General features: G+C 73.3%; 19 protein-coding genes. 11 read left to right on the forward strand and 8 right to left on the reverse strand.

Features of this window, described 5'->3' with window-relative positions; translation table 11 throughout:
- Positions 1-155 precede the first annotated feature (155 nt).
- From ACSLIC_RS05660 to ACSLIC_RS05675, 4 genes are all read left to right on the forward strand, one after another.
- Positions 156-779 carry a GntR family transcriptional regulator gene (locus tag ACSLIC_RS05660; protein WP_436736578.1) on the forward strand — a complete coding sequence of 208 codons (624 nt, stop codon included), beginning with the start codon at positions 156-158 and terminating at the stop codon, positions 777-779.
- Positions 780-1,177: 398 nt separating this feature from the next.
- Complete coding sequence (aceE, locus tag ACSLIC_RS05665) at positions 1,178-3,886, forward strand: pyruvate dehydrogenase (acetyl-transferring), homodimeric type (RefSeq protein ID WP_436736579.1); 2,709 nt, start codon at positions 1,178-1,180, stop codon at positions 3,884-3,886.
- 223 nt (positions 3,887-4,109) lie between these two features.
- Positions 4,110-4,937 (forward strand): VOC family protein, encoded by an 828-nt coding sequence (locus ACSLIC_RS05670; RefSeq protein WP_436736580.1) that lies wholly within the window; start codon positions 4,110-4,112, stop codon positions 4,935-4,937.
- On the forward strand, positions 4,937-5,914 hold the full coding sequence (locus tag ACSLIC_RS05675) for a helix-turn-helix transcriptional regulator (RefSeq protein ID WP_436736581.1): 978 nt from the start codon (positions 4,937-4,939) through the stop codon (positions 5,912-5,914). Before ACSLIC_RS05670 ends, ACSLIC_RS05675 begins: the two co-directional genes overlap by 1 nt.
- A 15-nt stretch (positions 5,915-5,929) precedes the next feature.
- On the opposite strand, the gene ACSLIC_RS05680 is transcribed toward ACSLIC_RS05675, so the two are convergent.
- Positions 5,930-6,874 (reverse strand): SDR family oxidoreductase, encoded by a 945-nt coding sequence (locus ACSLIC_RS05680; protein ID WP_436736582.1) that lies wholly within the window; start codon positions 6,872-6,874, stop codon positions 5,930-5,932.
- A 146-nt stretch (positions 6,875-7,020) separates the two neighbouring features.
- On the opposite strand from ACSLIC_RS05680, the gene ACSLIC_RS05685 reads away from it, so the two are divergent.
- Positions 7,021-7,539, forward strand: a complete 519-nt coding sequence (locus tag ACSLIC_RS05685; RefSeq protein WP_436736583.1) for a DUF4240 domain-containing protein — start codon at positions 7,021-7,023, stop codon at positions 7,537-7,539.
- A gap of 40 nt (positions 7,540-7,579) precedes the next feature.
- Here ACSLIC_RS05685 and ACSLIC_RS05690 read toward each other — a convergent pair whose 3' ends face one another.
- The 3 genes from ACSLIC_RS05690 to ACSLIC_RS05700 all read right to left on the reverse strand — a co-directional run bounded on the left by ACSLIC_RS05690 (position 7,580) and on the right by ACSLIC_RS05700 (position 11,367).
- Positions 7,580-8,803 (reverse strand): PP2C family protein-serine/threonine phosphatase, encoded by a 1,224-nt coding sequence (locus ACSLIC_RS05690; RefSeq protein ID WP_436736584.1) that lies wholly within the window; start codon positions 8,801-8,803, stop codon positions 7,580-7,582.
- Between the two features lie 153 nt (positions 8,804-8,956).
- Positions 8,957-10,291 (reverse strand): FAD-dependent oxidoreductase, encoded by a 1,335-nt coding sequence (locus ACSLIC_RS05695; protein WP_436736585.1) that lies wholly within the window; start codon positions 10,289-10,291, stop codon positions 8,957-8,959.
- 185 nt (positions 10,292-10,476) lie between these two features.
- Positions 10,477-11,367, reverse strand: coding sequence for a TIGR01777 family oxidoreductase (locus tag ACSLIC_RS05700; protein WP_436736586.1), 891 nt, complete (start codon positions 11,365-11,367; stop codon positions 10,477-10,479).
- Positions 11,368-11,426: 59 nt separating this feature from the next.
- Between ACSLIC_RS05700 and ACSLIC_RS05705 the strand changes: the two genes are divergently transcribed.
- On the forward strand, positions 11,427-11,912 hold the full coding sequence (locus ACSLIC_RS05705) for an N-acetyltransferase family protein (RefSeq protein WP_436736587.1): 486 nt from the start codon (positions 11,427-11,429) through the stop codon (positions 11,910-11,912).
- 10 nt (positions 11,913-11,922) lie between these two features.
- On the opposite strand, the gene ACSLIC_RS05710 is transcribed toward ACSLIC_RS05705, so the two are convergent.
- The 3 genes from ACSLIC_RS05710 to ACSLIC_RS05720 form a co-directional block, all read right to left on the reverse strand.
- Positions 11,923-12,096 carry a hypothetical protein gene (locus ACSLIC_RS05710; protein WP_436736588.1) on the reverse strand — a complete coding sequence of 58 codons (174 nt, stop codon included), beginning with the start codon at positions 12,094-12,096 and terminating at the stop codon, positions 11,923-11,925.
- Positions 12,078-12,332, reverse strand: a complete 255-nt coding sequence (locus ACSLIC_RS05715; protein ID WP_436736589.1) for a hypothetical protein — start codon at positions 12,330-12,332, stop codon at positions 12,078-12,080. The genes ACSLIC_RS05710 and ACSLIC_RS05715 overlap by 19 nt, the downstream gene beginning before the upstream one ends.
- Before the next feature lie 68 nt (positions 12,333-12,400).
- On the reverse strand, positions 12,401-13,879 hold the full coding sequence (locus tag ACSLIC_RS05720; protein WP_436736590.1) for a regulator: 1,479 nt from the start codon (positions 13,877-13,879) through the stop codon (positions 12,401-12,403).
- A gap of 204 nt (positions 13,880-14,083) precedes the next feature.
- On the opposite strand from ACSLIC_RS05720, the gene lipB reads away from it, so the two are divergent.
- The 4 genes from lipB to ACSLIC_RS05740 all read left to right on the forward strand — a co-directional run bounded on the left by lipB (position 14,084) and on the right by ACSLIC_RS05740 (position 17,438).
- A complete protein-coding gene (gene lipB, locus ACSLIC_RS05725) occupies positions 14,084-14,914 on the forward strand; it encodes a lipoyl(octanoyl) transferase LipB (protein WP_436736591.1) in 831 nt (276 codons plus the stop codon).
- A 173-nt stretch (positions 14,915-15,087) separates the two neighbouring features.
- A complete protein-coding gene (locus ACSLIC_RS05730) occupies positions 15,088-16,071 on the forward strand; it encodes a lipoyl synthase (protein ID WP_436736592.1) in 984 nt (327 codons plus the stop codon).
- Between the two features lie 332 nt (positions 16,072-16,403).
- Positions 16,404-16,637, forward strand: coding sequence for an SCO2195 family GlnR-regulated protein (locus tag ACSLIC_RS05735; protein ID WP_436736593.1), 234 nt, complete (start codon positions 16,404-16,406; stop codon positions 16,635-16,637).
- Positions 16,638-16,739: 102 nt separating this feature from the next.
- Positions 16,740-17,438 carry a DUF4191 domain-containing protein gene (locus ACSLIC_RS05740; RefSeq protein WP_436736594.1) on the forward strand — a complete coding sequence of 233 codons (699 nt, stop codon included), beginning with the start codon at positions 16,740-16,742 and terminating at the stop codon, positions 17,436-17,438.
- A gap of 90 nt (positions 17,439-17,528) precedes the next feature.
- On the opposite strand, the gene ACSLIC_RS05745 is transcribed toward ACSLIC_RS05740, so the two are convergent.
- Positions 17,529-17,936, reverse strand: a complete 408-nt coding sequence (locus tag ACSLIC_RS05745; RefSeq protein WP_436740280.1) for an RDD family protein — start codon at positions 17,934-17,936, stop codon at positions 17,529-17,531.
- Positions 17,937-18,228: 292 nt separating this feature from the next.
- Between ACSLIC_RS05745 and glnA the strand changes: the two genes are divergently transcribed.
- On the forward strand, positions 18,229-19,638 hold the full coding sequence (gene glnA / locus ACSLIC_RS05750; protein WP_436736595.1) for a type I glutamate--ammonia ligase: 1,410 nt from the start codon (positions 18,229-18,231) through the stop codon (positions 19,636-19,638).
- The last annotated feature ends 648 nt before the right edge of the window (positions 19,639-20,286 follow it).

Genomic DNA, 20,286 nt, shown 5'->3' on the forward strand with positions numbered 1-20,286 from the left:
TCTCACCTGCTTGTACGCCCCCGTCCGGAGCCTTCCGGGCGGGGGCGTCGCCGTATTGTCATAGGGTCAACGCCCCTTGGGGGCCGTGTCCGCGAGGGGACTCGTGCGCGGCACCGTCCCCCGGGGCGGCATGCCTTGGCCGAAGGAGTCCCCCCATGACCGCACCCGTCGTCCACAGCTTGCGCGAGCAGATCCGCGAGCACATCGTCGACGGGATCGTCAGTGGCCGCTGGAAGCCCGGCGAGCGCATCGTGGAGCGCCGGATCGCGGTCGAGCTGGAGGTGAGCCAGACGCCGGTACGGGAGGCGCTGCGCGAGCTGGAGACGCTCAGGCTCATCGAGTCGGCGCCGAACAAAGGCGTCCGGGTCCGTGACCTGACCGCCGCCGACCTGGAGGAGATCTACCCCGTGCGAGCGGGGCTGGAGCAGATCGCGGCGGAGCTGGCGGCGCCCCGGCTGGCGGCGGACGTCTCGGTGCTGGAGCCGTCGGTGGCGGCGCTGTACGAGGCGGACCGGCTGGCCGACGGGGAGAGCCAGGTGCGCCACACCGTCGCCTTCCACCGGGAGCTGGTGCGGGCGGCGGGCAACAGCGTGCTGCTGCACACCTGGGAGGGGCTGGGCATCGAGGTCTTCACCGCCCTCTCCATCCGCTGGCTCGGTACGCACCAGGAGGCGTACGCCGAGGAGCACCAGGCCCTGGTGGACGCCTTCCGCACGCAGGACCCGGACATCGGGCACCTGGTGAAGTCGCACGTTCTCGGCTGCGCGCCCCGGGCTTGAGCCCTCCCTTCGAAAGACAGCCCGTAGCGGGAACGGCCCCGTCCCACGGGGCCGTTCACGCGTCCGCGTCCCGGGTCGGCGGACGCTCCGGCACCCCTCCGCCGTGGAGCGGCGCCCAGAGCAGGCCGCGCGCCCCCCACTCCTCCCCCCACCTGCGAAAACAAGGCACGCGGTGCCTTGAACGTGGGCACTCGATGCCAATTTCTCGGTTCTGAGAAGTTTTTCCCTTCAACCCTTTGATCGATCATCGATCAGAGGACTACAGTTCCCTCGGACTCCCACCGGAATCCGCCCGCCCTGTCCTGCCAAAGACCTTGGGCACCCCCACCCAACCCCTTACCGACAAGGGACCCTCCTGCCCACCGTGGGAGCGCCCTTCGACTCCGGAAGGCGGCGACATGACCGACCCCCGCACCCTCCAGCCGAGCGAGCTCGACCAGCTCCCGGACCGCGACCCGCAGGAGACCGCCGAATGGCTGGACTCCCTGAAGGCGGTCACCGACGCCGCCGGACCGCACCGCGCCGCGTACCTGATGCGGCGCACCCTGGAGGGCGCTGAGGGCGCCGGCGTCCCGCTGCCCAAGCTCCTGGAGAGCGACTACGTCAACACCATCCCGACCTCGGCCGAGCCGGAGTTCGCTCCCGGCACGGACGAGGCGATGGAGCACCGCATCGCCGCCTGGAACCGGTGGAACGCGGCCGCGATGGTCACCCGCGGCGCGAAGTACGGCGTCGGCGGCCACATCGCCACCTTCGCCTCGGCCGCCTGGCTCTACGAGACGGGCTTCAACCACTTCTTCCGGGGCAAGGAGAGCGAGGGAGGCTCCGGCGACCAGCTCTACATCCAGGGCCACGCCTCCCCCGGCATCTACGCTCGCGCGTTCCTCGACGGCCGCATCGGCGAGGACCAGCTCGACAACTTCCGCCGCGAGTCCGGGAGCAACGGCCTCCCGTCGTACCCGCACCCGCGTCGGCTGCCGTGGCTCTGGGAGTTCCCGACCGTCTCGATGGGCCTCGGCCCGCTCTCCGCGATCTACCAGGCGCGGTTCAACCGCTACCTGACCAGCCGCGGCATCAAGGACGTCTCCGACTCCCACGTGTGGGCGTTCCTGGGCGACGGCGAGATGGACGAGCCCGAGTCGACGGCGGCCCTGGCGCTCGCCTCCCGCGAGGGCCTGGACAACCTCACCTTCGTCATCAACTGCAACCTCCAGCGCCTCGACGGCCCGGTCCGCGCCAACTTCAAGATCGTGCAGGAGCTGGAGGCCCAGTTCCGCGGCGCCGGCTGGAACGTCGTGAAGTCGCTGTGGGGCTCCGCCTGGGACGAGCTGTTCCAGCTCGACGTCACCGGCGCGCTCGTACGCCGCCTGCGCGAGGTACCGGACGCGCAGTTCCAGACGTACCAGACGCGGGACGCGGCCTACATCCGCGACCACTTCTTCGGCGCCGAGCCGGCCCTGGTGGAACTCGCCAAGCTGATCAGCGACGACAAGATCAGCGAGTGCTTCCACCGCTCGCGCGGCGGCCACGAGCCCCGCAAGGTCTACGCGGCGTACCGCGCGGCCCTCGCCCACAAGGGCGCGCCGACGGTGATCCTCGCCCAGACCGTCAAGGGCTTCACCCTCGGCAAGGGCTTCGAGTCCAAGAACGCCAACCACCAGATGAAGAAGCTGACGGTGGACGAGTTCAAGGAGATGCGGGACCTGCTGGAGCTGCCGATCCCGGACAGCGCCTTCGCCGACGGCCAGGTGCCCTACGGCCACCCGGGCGCCGACTCCCCCGAGGTCCGCTACCTCACCGAGCGCCGCGCCGCCCTCGGCGGCCCCGCCCCGGCCCGCCGCACGCAGCCGCTCGCGCCGCTGCCCGCCCCGGCCGACAAGGCGTTCGCCGCCTTCGACAAGGGCTCCGGCTCGCAGGCGGTCGCCACCACCATGGCCTTCGTCCGCCTCGTCAAGGACCTGGTCCGCGACAAGGAGACCGGCAAGCGCTGGGTGCCGATCGTCCCCGACGAGGCGCGCACCTTCGGCATGGAGTCGCTCTTCCCCTCCCTCGGCATCTACTCGCCCAAGGGCCAGACGTACGAGCCGGTCGACCGCGACCAGCTCATGTACTACAAGGAAGCGGTCAACGGCCAGATCCTCAACGAGGGCATCACCGAGGCCGGCTCGATGGCCGACTTCATCGCCGCCGCCTCGTCGTACTCCACGCACGGCGAGCCGATGATCCCCTTCTACATCTTCTACTCGATGTTCGGCTGGCAGCGGACCGCCGACCAGATGTGGCAGCTCGCCGACCAGCTCGGCCGCGGCTTCCTCGTCGGCGCCACCGCCGGGCGCACCACCCTGACCGGCGAGGGCCTCCAGCACGCCGACGGCCACTCACCGGTGATCGCCGCGACCAACCCGGCCGCGCTCAGCTACGACCCGGCCTTCGCCTACGAGGTCGCCGCGATCGTCAAGGAGGGGCTGCGCCGCATGTACGGCGAGGCCACGCCCGAGGAGGACCGCGACGTCTTCTACTACCTGACGGTCTACAACGAGCCGATGCCGCAGCCGGCCAAGCCCGCCGGGGTCGACGAGGGCATCCTGCGCGGCCTGTACCGCTTCAACACGGCCGAGTCGGCCGGGGTGACGGTGGCCGCCGCCAACGCCCCGCGCATCCAGCTGCTCGGTTCCGGCACCGCCATCCACTGGACGCTCAAGGCCCAGAAGATGCTGGCCGAGGAGTGGGGCGTGGCCGCCGACGTGTGGTCCGCGACCTCCTTCACGGAGCTGCGCCGCGACGCCCTGGAGGCCGACGAGGCGCTGCTCCGCGGCGAGCAGCGGGAGCCGTACGTCCGCCAGGTGCTGGCCGACGCCCAGGGCCCGGTCCTCGCGGTCACCGACTACATGCGCCAGGTCCCCGACCAGATCGCGCAGTGGGTCGAGCAGGACTGGTCCTCGCTGGGCACGGACGGCTTCGGTCTCTCCGACACCCGTGAGGGCGCCCGCCGGCACTTCGGCGTCGACGCCGAGTCGGTCGTGGTGGCCGCGCTGGCCCAGCTGGCCCGCCGCGGTGAGGTCCCGGCCCGCGCGGTCAAGGAAGCGCGCGAGAAGTACAGCCTCTGACCTGCTGCTACGCCGAAGGGCGGCACGCCGGGACCTCCCGGGGTGCCGCCCTTCGGCGTATCCGGCGGTGCCCGCGCCGCTCGCGTAGATCCTTTTGCCGGTCGGGGGCGCGCGTGCGTGAATGAGTCCTCGGAAGACGCCACGGCACCCGGACCGCACAGCGGGCACCCCCCTCTCCGGCAGGGGCCCGGCGGGGAAGGCCGCCCACCTGAGGGGTTCACCCATGAAGACCTGGAACGTCCCGTCGGCCCCCTGCTGGACCGACCTCGTGGCGGCGGACCCCCGGGCCGCCGCCGGCTTCTACGCGCGCCTCTTCGGCTGGGAGCTGGGCGAAGTGCCCGGCCTCGACGGCTACCGGGCCTTCCTGAGCGAGGGCGAGCCCGTCGGGGGGCTCGGGCCGCGCCGGCCGGGGCGCCGCCCGTCCGTCTGGCGGCCGTACTTCGTGGCCGGACCCGACGCCGCCGGGAGCCCGGCCGAGCGGGTCGCCCTGGCCCGGGGGTCGGTGCTGGGCGAGCCGGTCGAGGTGCCGGGGGTGTGCCGCGCGACGCTCTGCGCGGACGGCTCGGGCGCGGTCTTCGGGCTGTGGGAGCAGGCCGGGCACCAGGGCTTCGGCCGGGTCAACGCGCCCGGCGCCCCCGCCTGGCTCGACCTGGCCACGACCGACCCGGACGGGGCGCGCGGCTTCTACACCGAGGTCTTCGGCTGGCAGGCCCGCCGAGCCGCTCCCGGCGCGGGCCACCCGTACACCGAGTGGAGCCTCGGCGGTCAGCCGTTCGGCGGCATGACGCCGATCACGGAGGCGTTCCCGGCGGGGACGGTGCCGCGCTGGCTGGTCTACGTCTCGGTCCACGACTGCGACGCGGCCGCCGCCCGGGGGGCGCGGCTCGGTGCCAACGTGCTGCTCCCCCCGACCACGGTCGAGCCGGGCCGCTTCAGCGTCCTGGCGGACCCGCAGGGCGCGATGTTCGCGGTGATCGCCCTGGCCCGGGAGGAGACCGCCCGGGGCCGCCCGGCTGCGGGCGGGGAGCGGGCGGCGGCCATGATGGGCTGATGCGTGCCGCCCGCCTGATCCGTATGGTCCTGCTGCTCCAGTCCCGCCCCCGGATGACCGCCGCCGAGCTGGCCGGGGAGCTGGAGGTGAGCGAGCGTACGGTCGCGCGGGACGCGGAGGCGCTCTCCGAGGCGGGCATCCCGGTCTACGCCGAGCGGGGGCGGGCCGGCGGGTACGCGCTGGTCGGCGGGTACCGGACGGGGCTGACGGGGCTGACGCCCGAGGAGGCGCAGGCGTTGTTCCTGTCGGGGGTGCCGGGGGCCCTGCGGGAGATGGGGCTCGGGGAGGCGGCGTCGGCGGCGCGGCTGAAGGTGTCGGCGGCGCTGGCCCCGCCGGTGCGGGAGGCGTCGCGGGCGGTGGGAGGGCGGTTCCACCTGGACGCGCCGGCCTGGTACACCCGGCCCGAGGCTCCCGGGCTGCTGGCGCCCCTGGCCGAGGCGGTCTGGGACGACCGGCGGGTGGCGGCCTCGTACCGGCGTGCGGACCGCGAGGTGAGCCGTGAGCTGGAGCCGTACGGCCTGGTCCTGAAGGCGGGTGTCTGGTACCTGTGCGCGCGGGCCGACGGGTCCGGGCAGGCGCGGGTCTACCGGGTGGACCGGTTCACCGGGGTGCGGGAGGCGGGGACGCGGTTCGCGCGGGACACCGGGTTCGACCTGGCGGAGTTCTGGCGGGCCAGGGCCGAGGAGTTCGCCCGCTCGCTGCTGCGGGAGGAGATCCGCCTCAGGCTCAGCCCGGCCGGCGCCCGCAAGCTGCCGCGGGTGACCGACCCGGGGGCGGCCCGGGAGGCGCTGGAGGCGGCCGGGTGGCAGGAGGAGTCGGCCCGGTGGGTGGAGGACGTGGTGCTGCCCGTGGAGTCGCTGGAGGTGGCGTTCGACCAGTTGCTCGGGCTCGGCCCGGAGGCGGAGGTGGTGGCCCCGCCCCAGCTGCGGGAACGCCTCGGGGAGGCGGCGCGGCGGATGGCGGGGCGGTACGCGTAGCACGGTGCGGCCGGGTCAGCGGTAGGTCTCGGGGTCGGCCTCCTTGCCGCCGAAGACGACCTCCTCGAAGTAGCGCCAGCCGTCGGGCGAGGACCCGTCGGTGTCGGTGAACCCGTACTCCCGGGCGAGGGTGCCGCTCGTCACCGACCGGCCGTTCCAGCGGGCGCGGCCGGGGTCGGCGGCCAGCGCGAGGACGCCCCGGGCCACGTAGGCGGGGGACTCGGCGATGGCGAAGTGGGGTTCCTCGGTGAGGGCCTCGCGCCAGTTCTCCTCCCTCACGCCGAAGCCGTCGAGCATCTGCTCGGAGCGGAGGAAGCCGGGGGTGACGCAGACGGCGGTGGAGCCGTGCGGTTCCAGGTCCCGGGCGAGGCCGAGCGCCATGCGGATGGGGGCGTACTTGGCGAGGTCGAAGAAGACGTTCTCGCGGAAGCGCCGGTTGGTCTCGGCGCTGCCGTCGGTGACCTCGACGTGCAGGCCGCCGGGGTGGCGGATGAGCAGCGGCAGCAGCAGGGAGGCGGTGATGAGGTGCGAGCGGACGCCGAGGTCGAGCATCCGCAGTCCTTCGTCGAGCGGGGTGTCCCACAGGGCGCGGCCGAAGGGGATGAGGTGTTCGCCGCCCCAGGTGTTGTTGACCAGCACGTCGAGCCGCCCGTGGCCCTCCTCGACGCGTACGGCCAGGCGGCGGACCTGTTCGGGGTCGAGGTGGTCGGTGGGGACGGCGATGCCCTCGCCGCCGGCCTCGGTGACCAGGGCGGCGGTCTCCTCGATGGTCTCGGTGGCGCGGCCCACCTCGGAGACCCTGTCGCGGGTGGTGCGTCCGGTGACGTAGACGACCGCGCCGGCCGAGCCGAGTTCGACGGCGAAGGCGCGGCCGGCGCCCCGGGTGGCTCCGGCGACGAGGGCGACGCGGCCGGCGAGTGCGGTCGGGGAGGCTGCGGGGACGGATGCGGAAGAGGTCATGGGTTTGACCCTGGCACGCAAAGCCGACACCCTCCGTCGGGTTTTCGCCCGTACGGCGGTGCGTCGCGCTCCTGTCCACCACGCGCGGGGGAACCGCGCCGTCCGGACGTGCGGCGCGGGGCGCCAGGCAGGATGCTGGAGCCGTGATGGACGAGACGGAGTTCTGGGAGATCATCGACACGACGCGGGAGCGCGCCGACGGCGATCCGCAGGCCCATGCGGAACTGCTGGTCGAACGGCTGCTCGACGCGGACCCGGAGGCCGTCCTGGACTTCGCGCGGCACTTCGAGGCCCGCTACAACCGGGCCTACACCTGGGAGCTGTGGGGTGCGGCGTGGGTGCTGCTGGACGGCGCGAGCGACGACGCCTTCGACTACTTCCGGTGCTGGCTGATCGGCCAGGGCCGAGAGGTCTTCGAGGGCGCGCTGCACGAGCCGGACGACCTGGCGGAGCTGCTGGGCCCCTTCGACGACGAGATCGACGGGGACGGCGAGGAGCTGGGCTACGCCGCCGACGAGGCGTACGAGCAGCTCACCGGCGCCGACACCCCGGACCTGGGGATCGCCCCGGCCCCGGTCGACCCCTCGGGCACTCCGATCGACCTGGAGGACGACGACGCGCTGGCGGCCCGCTTCCCCCGGCTCTGGGACCGCTTCACGGCGTGAGGGCCGGTCCGGGCGTCCCCCGGCCCTCACGGGCGGCGCCTCAGCCGTCGCCGCGGGGCTCCTTGGGGTTGGCGCCCTCCCGGGACTCCAGCACCTCGCCGGTGACGGTGCCCGTGTCGGGCTCCTCGCCCTTGGGGTCGGGGGCGAAGACCAGCAGGGCGACGTCGTCGTCGATGGTGCGGGCGTAACCGACGAGGTCGCGCCAGATGGCGGCGATCAGCTCGGTGGGGTCCTCGGCGGCGAGCTGGGCGGCCCGGTCGACCAGCGGGTAGAAGGCGTCGGCGTCGTCGCGTGCCTCGGTGACGCCGTCGGTGACGGCGAGGACGCGGTCGCCCGGCCGGAGGGGGACGTCACGCTCGATGGGCGGGGCGGTTCCGGCGATGCCCAGGCCGAGCGGCGGCGCGGGCTGCACCTCGATCTCGTAGGCGGTGGTGCCGCGCAGCAGGACCGGGGCCGGGTGGCCGCAGGAGACCACGCCCACCTCGGCGGAGCCGCGGCGGAACTCCAGCAGCAGGACGGTGGCGAAGAGTTCGCCGGAGGCCGGGTCGGAGCGCTGGCCGGCGGGCGGCTCGCCCACGACGCTGTCGGGGTCGCCCTCGGGGACCCGGGCGACGGTGAGGGCGCCGGCCGCCGCGTCGGCGGCGTCCACCACCAGCCGGCGGTCCAGCCGGGCCGCCACCCCGGCGAGGTCCTCCTCGTCGAGGACGGCCTCGCGGAAGGCACCGAGGATCGAGGTGACGGTGCCCACGGCGGCGATGCCGTGGCCCTGCACGTCGCCGACGAGGGCACGGACGCCGTAAGGGCCGCGCCGTACATCGAAGAGGTCGCCGCCGACCAGCGTACCGCGCTGGGCGGGGCGGTACAGGCCCGCGCAGCGCACTCCGTCGACGCGTGGGGGCAGCGGGGGCAGGACGGCGAGCTGGGCGGCCTCGGCGACGGTGCGGATGGTGGTGATCTGGGCGGCGCGGCGTTGCCGCATCCAGGAGATGGCGATGCTGAGCACCGCCACGAAGGTGACGGCGATGACGTCGCCCTGGCCGGGCCGGTCCAGGTTGACGGGGGAGATGACGAGCAGCGCCAGGACGGCGGCGGAGAAGCAGGCGGTGCCGAACGGCCCGTAGGCGAGGGTGGCGAGCGGCGGGATGGCGCCGAGCAGGAAGCCGAGGTCGACCGGCCGGTCCACCAGCACCTGGATCAGCGGGATGAGGACGAGCAACCCGACCGGCAGCCACCGCAGCCAGGCGGGCGCGGGCGCACCGCTCATCCAGCGGGGTTCGTCACCCCGTCGGCTCCACACGGCGGTCCTCGCCACTGCGGTACTCCCCGGCTCCGGCCCTTCGGGCCGGTCGGCCCGGCCTCCAGCGTTCTACGGGGAGGGCCGGGCCGCAAACCCGCGGGGCGTGCCGGGGTGGCGGGGTCAGGCGGCCGCGCGGGGGGCGTCGGGGCCGGGGGCGGGTGGCAGCAGGCCGAAGTCGGTGAGGATCTCCCGGGCGGCCCGGTGGGCGGAGATGAGGGCGCCGTGCACCGAGCTGGTGTCGCGGTGGTCGCCGCAGACGTAGAGACCGTCCAGGACGCGGACGGGCCTGCGGGCGTCGTGCGGCGGGGGCATCGCGGGGACCGCTTCGGGGTCGTGGTGGGCCCCGAGCAGCTCCCAGCCGGTGGTGGAGGTGCCGTACATGCGGGCGAGCTGGGCGCGGACCTCGGCGTCGAGGCCGTCCGGGCGCGCGTCCAGCACGGTCGAGGAGATGAGCGCGCGCCCGCGCGGGGCACGCGTCGGGTCGACCTCGCTGAGCACCGCCGACCAGGCGACGGGCCCGCTCCGGTCCGCGTCCAGGACCAGGGCACTGCCGGTGGGCGGCGGGACGGGCGCGGCGTGGTGGAGCACGGTCGCCGAGTGGAAGCGGGGCACCCGCAGCCCGGGCAGCAGTTCGGCGGCGGCGCGGGCGCCGGTGGCGAGCAGCAGGGCGCGGCAGCCGAAGGTGCCGTGCTCCTTGGTGGTGACGGAGTCGATGGAGGCGGCGGTGACGTGCACGCCGGTGCGGACGGTGCCCGTGGGCAGGGCGTCGGCGAGGTGCTGGGGCAGCGCGGCGGCGCCGCCGGCGGGCACGCCGAGGCGGCCGCGGGCGTAGCCGCGCAGGGTGAGGTCGGCGACCCGGCTGGAGGTGGTGAGTTCCTGGTCGCCGAGGAGGGCGGTGAGCAGGGGCCGGACGAAGCCGTCGACGGTGCGGGCGGAGAGACCGCGCAGGGCCAGGGCCTCGGCGGCGCTGCGCTCGGGCCGGGCGGCGAGGCGGGCCTCGGGGGTGGCGGCGAGGCGGGCGAGGGCGGAGCCGAGCAGGGCGCCGTCCACGGCCGTGGAGACGCGGGGCCGTTCGGAGCCACTCTGCCGGGGGACCCACCCGGGGGCGCTCGCACGGGCGCGCGCGGCACGGAGTGCGCCCCTCGCGCTCCCGGGTTCCCCGGTGCGGGTCCGCCTCCCCTGGCTGTGGACGAGCACGCCGGGGGCGAACCGGCGCATCGGCAGACCGTCGAGGAGCGGGGCCGCCACCTCGGGCCAGGTGGTGAGGAGCGGCTGCCCGAACCGGTCCAGCCGGTAGCCGTCCCGCACGTCGGTGGCCATCCGGCCGCCGACCCGTGTGGCGGCCTCCAGCACCGTGACGCCGACTCCGGCACTGGTCAGGGCACGGGCCGCGGCGAGTCCCGCGACTCCCGCGCCCACGATCACGACGTCCGCTTCCTGTCCGGGCTCACTCACGTGCCCTCCCCGAGATTGGGCGATCCGTGGGGGGCTCATGCCCCCGACGCGCGTTGGGAATACCCGAGTGCGAGGTTCGAGCGTAGAAGCGGTCCGGGGTCCCCGGCAGAGGCGCATACAGCGGTCATGGTCGTACGCCGGTCGCACACTGTGTGCCGTGGGCGCCCCCTGGTGGGGCCCGTGGGTCAGCGGAGGGCGGCCCGCAGCGTGTCGTCGATCCCCGGGTACCGGAAGTTGAACCCGGACTCCAGCAGCCGGGTGGGCACCACGCGCTGGCTGGCCAGCACGTCACCGGCGAGTTCGCCGAGGACGGCCTTGAGGACGGCGGCCGGGACGGGGAAGGGCGTGGGACGGCGCAGCACCCGGCCCATGGCGGCGGTCACCTCGCGGTTGGTCAGCGGGCGGGGCGCGGTGAGGTTGACCGGGCCGGAGAGTTCCTCGGTGTCGATGAGGTGGCGCAGGGCGGCGACGTGGTCGTGGAGCGCGATGTAGCTCCAGTACTGGCGGCCGTCGCCGACCCGCCCGCCGAGTCCGGCCTTGAAGAGCGGGAAGAGCCTGGCCCAGGCGCCGCCCTTCGCCGACACCACGAGCCCGGTACGAGGGAAGACGGTGCGCACCCCGGCCTCCTCGGCCGCGGCCGCCGCCTCCTCCCACTCCACGCAGACGGCCGGCAGGAAGCCGTACCCGGGCGGGGCGCTCTCGTCGACCGCCCGGTCGCCGGTGTCGCCGTAGAAGCCGACGGCGCTGGCGTTGACGAAGACGTCGGGCGGGGTGTCCAGGGAGGCGACGGCCTCGGCGAGGGCGGCGGTGCCCCAGACGCGGCTGTCGCGGATCTCGCGCTTGCGGGCCTCGGTCCAGCGGTGGTCGGCGATGCCGGCGCCGGCGAGGTTGACCACGGCGGAACAGCCGACGAGCCCCGCCGTCTCGACCCGGCCCTCCTCCGGGTCCCACTGGACCTCGCAGGCGTCCCGGGCGGGCCGGCGCACCAGCCGCACCACCTCGTGGCCGTCGGCCCGCAGGGAGTGGGTGAGCGCTGTTCCGATGAGGCCGGAGGAGCCGGCGACCGCGATCCGCATACGCCCCATCATGACCACCCGGACCACCCGCCACACCCGTGACATGGCAGAGTGCCGCCATGCGGCCACTCATACGCCCCGCCGGGCCCGACGACGGGCCGGCGCTCGCCCGGATCGACCACGCCACCTGGTCCCCGCTGCACGCCGTCACCGAACGGCCGGACGCGCCCGCGGACCCCTTCTTCGACGGCCACCGCGACCCGCGCGACCACCTGGTCGCCGAGGACGGCCGCGGCATCCTCGGGTACGCCGTCCTCCGGTGCCCCGTCCCGCTGCCCGCCTTCGCCCATGTCCGCCAGATCCAGGGGCTCGCGGTGCGCGAGGAGGCGCGGGGCCGGGGCGTCGGCCGCGCCCTGCTCCGCGCCTGCGCCGCCGAGGCCCGCGCCCAGGGCGCCCGCCGCCTCACCCTGCGCGTCCTCGGCCACAACGCCCCGGCCCGGGCGCTCTACGCCGCCGAGGGCTTCCGTGTGGAGGGCGTACTGCCGGGCGAGGTCTTCGTGGGCGGGGAGTACGTGGACGACGTGCTCATGGGCATGGTGCTCTGACGCGGGGCGGTCACAGGGCCACGCGGGCGGGCCGGGCGTCCGCCCGTCCGTAGGCGAGGACCGACGCCGGCATTTCCCGGAAACGGGCGACGTCCGCGGCGGGCGCGGCGAGGACCGCCTCGATCTCACCGTCGGCGAGCCCCAGCGCGGCCAGCGCCTCCGGTTTCAGCGAGAGCCGCAGCACCCCGTCGGCCAGGACGGCTTCGCGTACGCAGCCGTAGGCCGTGCCTGCCCGGCGGTGACCAGGCAGTGCGTGTCGCACCCGAGGGCGGCCTCCTGGTCGTCGGGGCCCTCCTCGCCCGCCATGAACATCAGGACGAACCCGCTGCCGTCCTCCCCCTCGCCCAGCGCGGCCTCGGTGAAGTATCCGTCGGGGTCGGTCTCGGTGGTGGCGGCCCGGGCCGTGAAGCGGTACGTCATGACGGGGTTCTACCAGGTGGTCCGGACAGGCCGGGCGAGGGCCGCGACGCCCCCGCCCGCCCCGTCGCTCAGTGCAGCGCCGCCACCCGGTCCCGGTACCCCCGCACCGCCGCCGCGTCCCGGTAGGGCTCCAGGCGGCGCTCGAAGTCTCGGACGTACTCGACGGCCCGGGCCGAGCGCATCTCCGCGGCGTGCTGCGCCGCCTCCGCGCCGAGGGCGCACGCCTGGTCCAGTTCGCCGAGGCCCAGGCGGGCGGAGGCGAGGACGACGCGGCAGAACAGGCGGCTGCGGGCGTACCCGTGCGGGCGGAGCTGGAGGGAGCGCTCCGCGTGCTGGGCGCTGTGCCGGTACTGCTGGAGGTCGCGGTAGCAGTGCGCGAACTCGTCGGCGAGCTGCGCCTCGTCGAAGAACTGCGCCCAGTGCGGCACGTCGTCCCCCGGCCGCGCCGCCTCCAGCGCCCGCTCGGCCCGCCCCAGCGACGTCTGGCAGGCCCTGCCCTCCCCGAGCACCCCGTGCCCGCGCGCCTCGACGGCGTGCAGCAACGCCTGCACCACCGGCGGCGCGGTCGCCCCGACGCCCTGCTGGGCGACCCGGGCCAGTTGCACCGCCTCCCGCCCGTGGTGCAGGTAGACCGCCTGTCGGCTCATGGTGATCAGCACGTAGCTGCCGTACGCCCGGTCGCCCGCCGCCTGCGAGAGCCGCAGCGCCTGCACGAAGTACCGCTGGGCCAGTCCGTGCGCCCCGATGTCGTACGAGGTCCAGCCGGCCAGCCGGGTCAGGTCGGCGGCGGCGGCGAAGAGGCGGCGGCCGGTGGCCTCCCCGTACCGGCCGCGCAGCATCGGCTCGGCCTCGTGCTCCAGGTAGCGGACGAGGGCCTGGCGGGCGTGGCCGCCGCCGTAGGCGTGGTCCAGGGAGCGGAAGAGGTCGGCGACCGAGCGGAGGGCGGCGACGTCGCCCGCCGAGACCCGCTGGCCCGGGCCGCGCTCGGTCTGGTGCCGGGTACGCGGGGCGACGGTGACCGCCCGGGCCCCGGCCTGCACGGGCCTGCCCTGCGCGGGGATGCGCACGGTGGCCGGGACCGGCGTCGGGTCACCGCGACCGACCCGGTCGTCGGCCCGGCCGATCAGCCAGTCGCGGCTGGGGACGACCAGACCGGCCGGGGTGAAGGCGATCTTCCGCAGTTCGGTGTGGCTGCCGGAGTCCTTGCGCCACAGGCCGCTGACGATGTCGACGGCCTCCTCGGGGGTGGCCGCGAACTCCAGCCCGGCGTAGACCGGCGCGCACGCGTCGAGGCCGAGGTCCTGGGCGGTCAGGCGCCGCCCCAGCCGCCGGGTGAAGACCTCGGCGATCAGGGCCGGGGTGGTCCCTCTGGGCTGCTGTCCGCGCAGCCAGCGGGTCACCGAGGTCTTGTCGTATCTGAGGTCGAGCCCGTGTTCGAGACCGAGCTGGTCGACACGGCGGGCCAGCCCCGCGTGGGAGAACCCGGCCTCCGCGATGAGCGCGGCTAGCTGGCGGTTGGGGGTGCGCTGAGGGGGTCGGTCCGTCATCTGCTGTGCGGTCTCCTGCCTTCCGGGCCCGTGGAGCAGCCCTCATGGAACGGCGTGAATGTAACGGCCCGCGCGGCCCGCGCAGTGAGCTGCGCCACACATTCATCCGATCGTGTGAGTATCGGGCGGACGTCTGACTTCCGGCGGCGGGTCGTATGGTGGCCCCCAGGCGCGGCGAGCGCCGCGAACGAGGAGGTGCGGGCCGTGGGTGACGTGCAGTTCGTCCGGCTGGGATTCGGCGCGGACGCGGTGGAGTACCAGCGGGCGTGGGACGAGCAGCGCCGGGTGCACGCCGCCCGGCTGGCCGACGAGATCCCGGACACCTGCCTGCTCCTGGAGCACCCGCCCGTCTACACCGCCGGCCGGCGCACCGAGGAGAGCGAGCGCCCTCTCGACGGCACCCCCGTCATCGACGTGGACCGCGGCGGCAAGATCACCTGGCACGGCCCCGGCCAGCTCGTCGGCTACCCGATCCTCAAGCTCCCCCGCCCCGTCGACGTGGTCGCCCACGTCCGCCGCCTGGAGGAGGCCCTGATCCGCGCCTGCGCCGAACTGGGCCTGGCCACCACCCGCGTCGAGGGCCGCAGCGGCGTCTGGGTCCTCGGCGCCCCCAAGGAGGAGCGCACCGCGCTCGGCGGGCTCTCCCTCGACCTCGACCCGCGCCTCGGCGACGGCGACGCGTTCGACCCGCGCCTGGCCGGTCCGCAGTACGCCCCCTCCAACGCGGGCCAGCGCCACGAGGACCGCAAGCTCGCCGCGATCGGCATCCGGGTCGCCAAGGGCGTCACCATGCACGGCTTCTCGCTCAACGTGAACCCGGACAACACCTGGTTCGACCGGATCGTCCCCTGCGGCATCCGGGACGCGGGCGTCGCCTCGCTCTCCCAGGAGCTGGGCCGCGAGGTCACGATCGCCGAGGTGCTCCCGGTCGTCGAGCGGCATCTCACCGAGGTGCTCGGCGAGGCGCTGCCGCTCCCCCGGCAGCCCGGGGCCGCACCTTCCGCACCGCCCGCCGCCGAGCCCGCCACAGCCTGACCCGAGGGGCTCGGCACTCCTTCCCCGAACCGGGCCGAACGAGGGAAACAGCCGCAATCCGAGAGGCGGACCGGGGTAGCCACCCCGCACTTCGCTGGGCGTACCCTGATGTACGCCGAAGAATCGACGTCGCACCCCGTGACGCAAGCCACGCAAACCAACAGGGAGCCGGTGTGTCCGCAGTCGCACCCGACGGACGCAAGATGCTGCGCCTGGAGGTCCGCAACAGCCAGACCCCCATCGAGCGCAAGCCCGAGTGGATCAAGACCCGCGCCAAAATGGGTCCCGAGTACAACGAGCTCCAGAAACTGGTCAAGAGCGAGGGCCTGCACACGGTCTGCCAGGAGGCCGGCTGCCCCAACATCTACGAGTGCTGGGAGGACCGCGAGGCCACCTTCCTCATCGGCGGCGACCAGTGCACCCGGCGCTGCGACTTCTGCCAGATCGACACCGGCAAGCCGCAGGCGCTCGACCGCGACGAGCCCCGCCGCGTCGGCGAGTCCGTCGTCACGATGGACCTGAACTACGCCACGATCACCGGCGTCGCCCGCGACGACCTGGAGGACGGCGGCGCCTGGCTGTACGCCGAGACGGTCCGCCAGATCCACGCGATGACCGACGGGCGCGAGGGCGGCCACACCAAGGTCGAGCTGCTCATCCCCGACTTCAACGCCGATCCCGGCCAGCTCGCCGAGGTCTTCTCCTCGCGGCCCGAGGTCCTGGCGCACAACGTCGAGACGGTGCCGCGCATCTTCAAGCGCATCCGCCCCGGCTTCCGCTTCGAGCGCTCGCTGGAGGTCATCACCCGCGCCCGCGAGGCCGGCCTGATCACCAAGTCCAACCTGATCCTGGGCATGGGCGAGGAACGCGCCGAGGTCAGCGAGGCGCTCCAGCGGCTGTACGACGCGGGCTGCGAGCTGATCACCATCACGCAGTACCTGCGCCCCTCGGTGCGCCACCACCCCGTGGAGCGCTGGGTGAAGCCGCACGAGTTCGTGGAGCTGAAGGAGGAGGCCGAGGAGATGGGCTACTCCGGCGTCATGTCGGGCCCGCTGGTCCGCTCCTCGTACCGCGCCGGGCGCCTCTTCCAGCAGGCGATGGACCGCCGCTCCTCCAACCCGGCCGAGACCGCCCCGGCGACGGCCCGCGCGCTCTGACACCTCCGGCGGGCGCGCCCCGGCGACCGGCCCCGGGGCTGTGAGACCCCGCACACCCGGCTGCGGCCCGCGCCCCGGCCTCCTGGCGGCCCTCGTACGACTCCGCAGCTCGCGGCCGTACGGGGGCCGCTTCGTCCGTCCCGGGGTGCGGGGTGGACCAGGCGAGGGTTTCATGGGTGTTTGACCTGCGGGTCACGCCCTGGTAACACCAGTCGGTGACGCTGTACGTACGCCGTGCTCCAGGACCGGGGCGGACCTCCCCCCGGCCGGCGGGCACCGGCGACGCGTTCCGAGCACCGCGCCACTTCGCCGCTCTCCGAGGAGATCTTCAGATGCAGGCCGCGCCCGTCACCCCGCTCCGGACCACCAGGGCCCGCCCCGCCGCGTGGCCCTCCGTCTCCGGCGCACTGCGCGCCGTCGAGTCGGTGCTGATGCGCTCGGGCCAGCGCACCGCCCGCCGCAACGCCTGGGCCTCGGTCCTGGAGGACCGCCGCCGGGCGCGAGACAGGGTGGAGGCCCAGGCGGTCCTGGAGGCCGCGGCGGCACCCGGTTCACGGACTTCCTGAGACGCCCCCGGCGAGGCCGCGCGGAATCGCTCCGGCGACGGGCGACAACTGATACCCCGCCCGCACGACGCCGACGCATCAGGCACACGTAAACTTCGGTACATGGCGAGCAAGGACAACGCAGCGAGTTCTGCGAACCCGGGGCGGATCAAGCAGATCGCCCAGACGTACAAGATGGCAAAGCGCGTCGATCCGAAGATCGGCTGGGTCATCGCCGCCGTGGGGATCGTCACCTTCGGGGTCTTCCTTGCGATCGGCTTCCTCGTCGGCCACCCGGTCTACCTCGGCATCCTCGGCTTCGTGCTCGCCTTCCTCGCGATGGCGATCATCTTCGGCCGCCGCGCCGAGAAGGCCGCGTTCAGCCAGATGGAGGGCCAGCCCGGAGCGGCGGCGGCGGTCCTGGACAACATCGGGCGGGGCTGGACCACGACTCCGGCGGTGGCGGTCAACCGCAGCCAGGACGTCGTGCACCGCGCCGTCGGCAAGGCGGGCATCGTCCTCGTCGCCGAGGGCAACCCGAACCGCGTGAAGGGCCTCCTGGCGGCGGAGAAGAAGAAGATGGCGCGGATCGTCGTGGACGTCCCCGTGCACGACATCGTGGTGGGCACCGGCGAGGGCCAGGTCCCGCTGAAGAAGGTCCGCACCACGATGCTCAAGTACCCGCGCGTCCTCACCGGCCCGCAGGTCACCGCGACCAACGACCGGCTCCGCGCCCTCGGCGACCTGATGAGCAACATGCCGGTCCCGAAGGGGCCCATGCCTAAGGGCGCCCGCACGCCGCGCGGCCCGAAGATGCGCTGAGCACCCGACCCGTACGCCAGGAGGGCGGTACCGGAACCTCGGTTCCGGTACCGCCCTCCTGGCGTTCCGCTGCTTCTCCTGGCCCCGGAGCTAGATACGGATCTGCACCGCGCGGCCGAGCCGGTCGTGCAGGCCGCGCGAGTCGCGGTCCCAGACCAGGGGCGGTACGGCGAGGCAGAGCAGCACGCTGCGGGCCACGACCCAGCCGACGCCGAGGCGGCCGCCCTTCTCCGAGACCACCCGCAGGCGCAGCAGGAGCTTGCCCGGAGTGCAGCCCACGGTGCCGACGGTGAGGATGTTCATCACCAGCAGGACACCGAGGGCCCAGTTCCCCGCGGACTGGGCGTCACCGCCGGAGAGCAGGCCGTATGCGATGAGCATGCACAGAGCCCAGTCGATGGCGAGAGCCCCGAACCGACGCCCCAACGGGGCCACCGAACCGGGGCCGTGCTCGGGCAGACCGAGCCGCTCCCCCCGGTAGCCGAAGTCGGCCCCCATCTCCTCCGCGGCCGCGCGCGGGCCGGAGAGCCACGATCCGATTGCTTGCCTGTTGTCCACGGAAACACGGTACTGCGGCGGGGTATCCACGGGGCGACCGGGTGAGGGCGGAAGGGATGAGGCCCAGGTCACGCGGCTCGCACGGGTCCGTCCGATTAACGTCGGCGAAACAAATGGGTCATGCTTGAGAAATCCCCTGTCCCTAGGGTCAGGTCCACCGTGTGCCACCGCACTGGCCGCACGACCGAGCTACCACCCCGCCCTTCCCCGGGTCGGGAGTAGGAGGAGTTGGATGTTCCAGAACGCCGACGACGCGAAGAAGTTCATCGCCGACGAGGACGTCAAGTTCGTTGACGTCCGCTTCTGCGACCTCCCGGGCGTGATGCAGCACTTCACGATCCCGGCGAAGGCGTTCGACCCGGACGAGGAACTGGCCTTCGACGGATCGTCGATCCGCGGCTTCCAGGCCATCCACGAGTCCGACATGTCGCTCCGCCCGGACCTGTCGACGGCACGCGTGGACCCCTTCCGTCGCGACAAGACGCTGAACATCAACTTCTTCATCCACGACCCGATCACCGGCGAGCAGTACAGCCGCGACCCGCGCAACATCGCCAAGAAGGCCGAGGCGTACCTCACCTCCACGGGTATCGCCGACACCGCGTACTTCGGCCCCGAGGCCGAGTTCTACGTCTTCGACTCGGTGCGCTTCGAGACCTCCGCGAACCAGGGCTTCTACCACATCGACTCCGAGGCCGGCGCCTGGAACACCGGCTCCGAGGTCGACAACCGCGGCTACAAGGTCCGCTACAAGGGCGGTTACTTCCCGGCCCCGCCGGTCGACCACTTCGCCGACCTGCGCGCCGAGATCTCCCTGGAGCTGGAGCGGGTGGGCCTTGAGGTCGAGCGCCAGCACCACGAGGTGGGCACCGCCGGCCAGGCCGAGATCAACTACAAGTTCAACACGCTGCTCGCCGCCGCCGACGACCTGATGCTCTTCAAGTACATCGTGAAGAACGTCGCCTGGCGCAACGGCAAGACCGCGACCTTCATGCCCAAGCCGATCTTCGGCGACAACGGCTCCGGCATGCACGTCCACCAGTCCCTGTGGACCGGCGGCACCCCCCTCTTCTACGACGAGCAGGGCTACGCGGGCCTCTCGGACACCGCCCGCTACTACATCGGCGGCATCCTCAAGCACGCCCCCTCGCTGCTCGCCTTCACCAACCCGACGGTGAACTCCTACCACCGCCTGGTCCCCGGCTTCGAGGCCCCGGTCAACCTGGTGTACTCGCAGCGGAACCGTTCCGCCGCGATGCGCATCCCGATCACCGGCTCCAACCCGAAGGCCAAGCGCGTCGAGTTCCGCGCCCCGGACCCGTCCTCCAACCCGTACCTGGCCTTCTCGGCCCTCCTCCTCGCGGGCCTGGACGGCGTCAAGAACAAGATCGAGCCCGCCGAGCCGATCGACAAGGACCTCTACGAGCTCGCCCCCGAGGAGCACGCGAGCGTCCCCCAGGTCCCGACCTCCCTCCCGGCCGTCCTCGACGCCCTTGAGTCCGACAACGAGTACCTCCAGGCCGGCGGCGTCTTCACCTCCGACCTGATCGAAACCTGGATCGACTACAAGCGCACCCAGGAAATCGCCCCGATCCAGCTCCGTCCGCACCCGCACGAGTTCGAGCTCTACTTCGATCTCTAAAGAAAAGGCAGCGGCCTCGGCTTGAGCTGAGGAAGCCGGGAGAGAATCCGTGACCGGTGAAAGTTCTTCTCCTTAGTCCTCACTGTCACGCCCCCGTCTTCCCGTAGCGGATCGAATGCGCACTACCCGACCGCCCATTCCATGAGGGCCGCCACTCCGATTTCGGAAGTGGCGGCCCTCACGGGTTCCCCCAGACCCTAAAGAGCGGGTGTTCCTGGTCATCCAGAGGCCCATCAGAAGGCCCCGGGAAGCGAACAAGCAGGCAGAGCAAGGTAACGGCCACGACCCGATATGGCTTCGGTCGCCCTCACTCGCGGATGCGGAGATCACGTGATCTCGGCCAACAGGCCGTCCGGAGCCGAGATCAACTGGCCAAGCCGCGTCACCGCCACTGGGGCCTTTTACCGCTATCCGCATACACCCGGTTCGCATCGCTTGCCGGTACCGCAACAGCCGTCACAGAAGCCCTCACTCCCGCTACTGCGCAAACTCGCGGCCCTCCGCCCCTGAAGAATGCCTATCTATGCTACGCGCGCACGGTCGCATCCCTCTTTGCCGAGGCGCGTGGTCGGCTCTCCCAGCCTGAGCTCACGCCGCCACATGCCGATGACCGGGCACAGCGGCAGATCCTCCTCACAACCACTCTGA

Source organism: Streptomyces sp. BBFR102, assembly GCF_051397025.1.
Taxonomy (GTDB): Bacteria; Actinomycetota; Actinomycetes; order Streptomycetales; family Streptomycetaceae; genus Streptomyces.

What these genes read in the sequence shown, in the direction of transcription:
- ACSLIC_RS05660 (WP_436736578.1), top strand. Translation starts at nt 156, where the DNA reads ATGACCGCACCCGTCGTCCACAGCTTGCGCGAGCAGATCCGCGAGCAC.
- aceE (WP_436736579.1), top strand. Translation starts at nt 1,178, where the DNA reads ATGACCGACCCCCGCACCCTCCAGCCGAGCGAGCTCGACCAGCTCCCG.
- ACSLIC_RS05670 (WP_436736580.1), top strand. Translation starts at nt 4,110, where the DNA reads ATGAAGACCTGGAACGTCCCGTCGGCCCCCTGCTGGACCGACCTCGTG.
- ACSLIC_RS05675 (WP_436736581.1), top strand. Translation starts at nt 4,937, where the DNA reads ATGCGTGCCGCCCGCCTGATCCGTATGGTCCTGCTGCTCCAGTCCCGC.
- ACSLIC_RS05680 (WP_436736582.1), bottom strand. Translation starts at nt 6,874, where the DNA reads ATGACCTCTTCCGCATCCGTCCCCGCAGCCTCCCCGACCGCACTCGCC.
- ACSLIC_RS05685 (WP_436736583.1), top strand. Translation starts at nt 7,021, where the DNA reads ATGGACGAGACGGAGTTCTGGGAGATCATCGACACGACGCGGGAGCGC.
- ACSLIC_RS05690 (WP_436736584.1), bottom strand. Translation starts at nt 8,803, where the DNA reads ATGAGCGGTGCGCCCGCGCCCGCCTGGCTGCGGTGGCTGCCGGTCGGG.
- ACSLIC_RS05700 (WP_436736586.1), bottom strand. Translation starts at nt 11,367, where the DNA reads ATGCGGATCGCGGTCGCCGGCTCCTCCGGCCTCATCGGAACAGCGCTC.
- ACSLIC_RS05705 (WP_436736587.1), top strand. Translation starts at nt 11,427, where the DNA reads ATGCGGCCACTCATACGCCCCGCCGGGCCCGACGACGGGCCGGCGCTC.
- ACSLIC_RS05715 (WP_436736589.1), bottom strand. Translation starts at nt 12,332, where the DNA reads ATGACGTACCGCTTCACGGCCCGGGCCGCCACCACCGAGACCGACCCC.
- ACSLIC_RS05720 (WP_436736590.1), bottom strand. Translation starts at nt 13,879, where the DNA reads ATGACGGACCGACCCCCTCAGCGCACCCCCAACCGCCAGCTAGCCGCG.
- ACSLIC_RS05735 (WP_436736593.1), top strand. Translation starts at nt 16,404, where the DNA reads ATGCAGGCCGCGCCCGTCACCCCGCTCCGGACCACCAGGGCCCGCCCC.
- ACSLIC_RS05740 (WP_436736594.1), top strand. Translation starts at nt 16,740, where the DNA reads ATGGCGAGCAAGGACAACGCAGCGAGTTCTGCGAACCCGGGGCGGATC.
- ACSLIC_RS05745 (WP_436740280.1), bottom strand. Translation starts at nt 17,936, where the DNA reads ATGGGGGCCGACTTCGGCTACCGGGGGGAGCGGCTCGGTCTGCCCGAG.
- glnA (WP_436736595.1), top strand. Translation starts at nt 18,229, where the DNA reads ATGTTCCAGAACGCCGACGACGCGAAGAAGTTCATCGCCGACGAGGAC.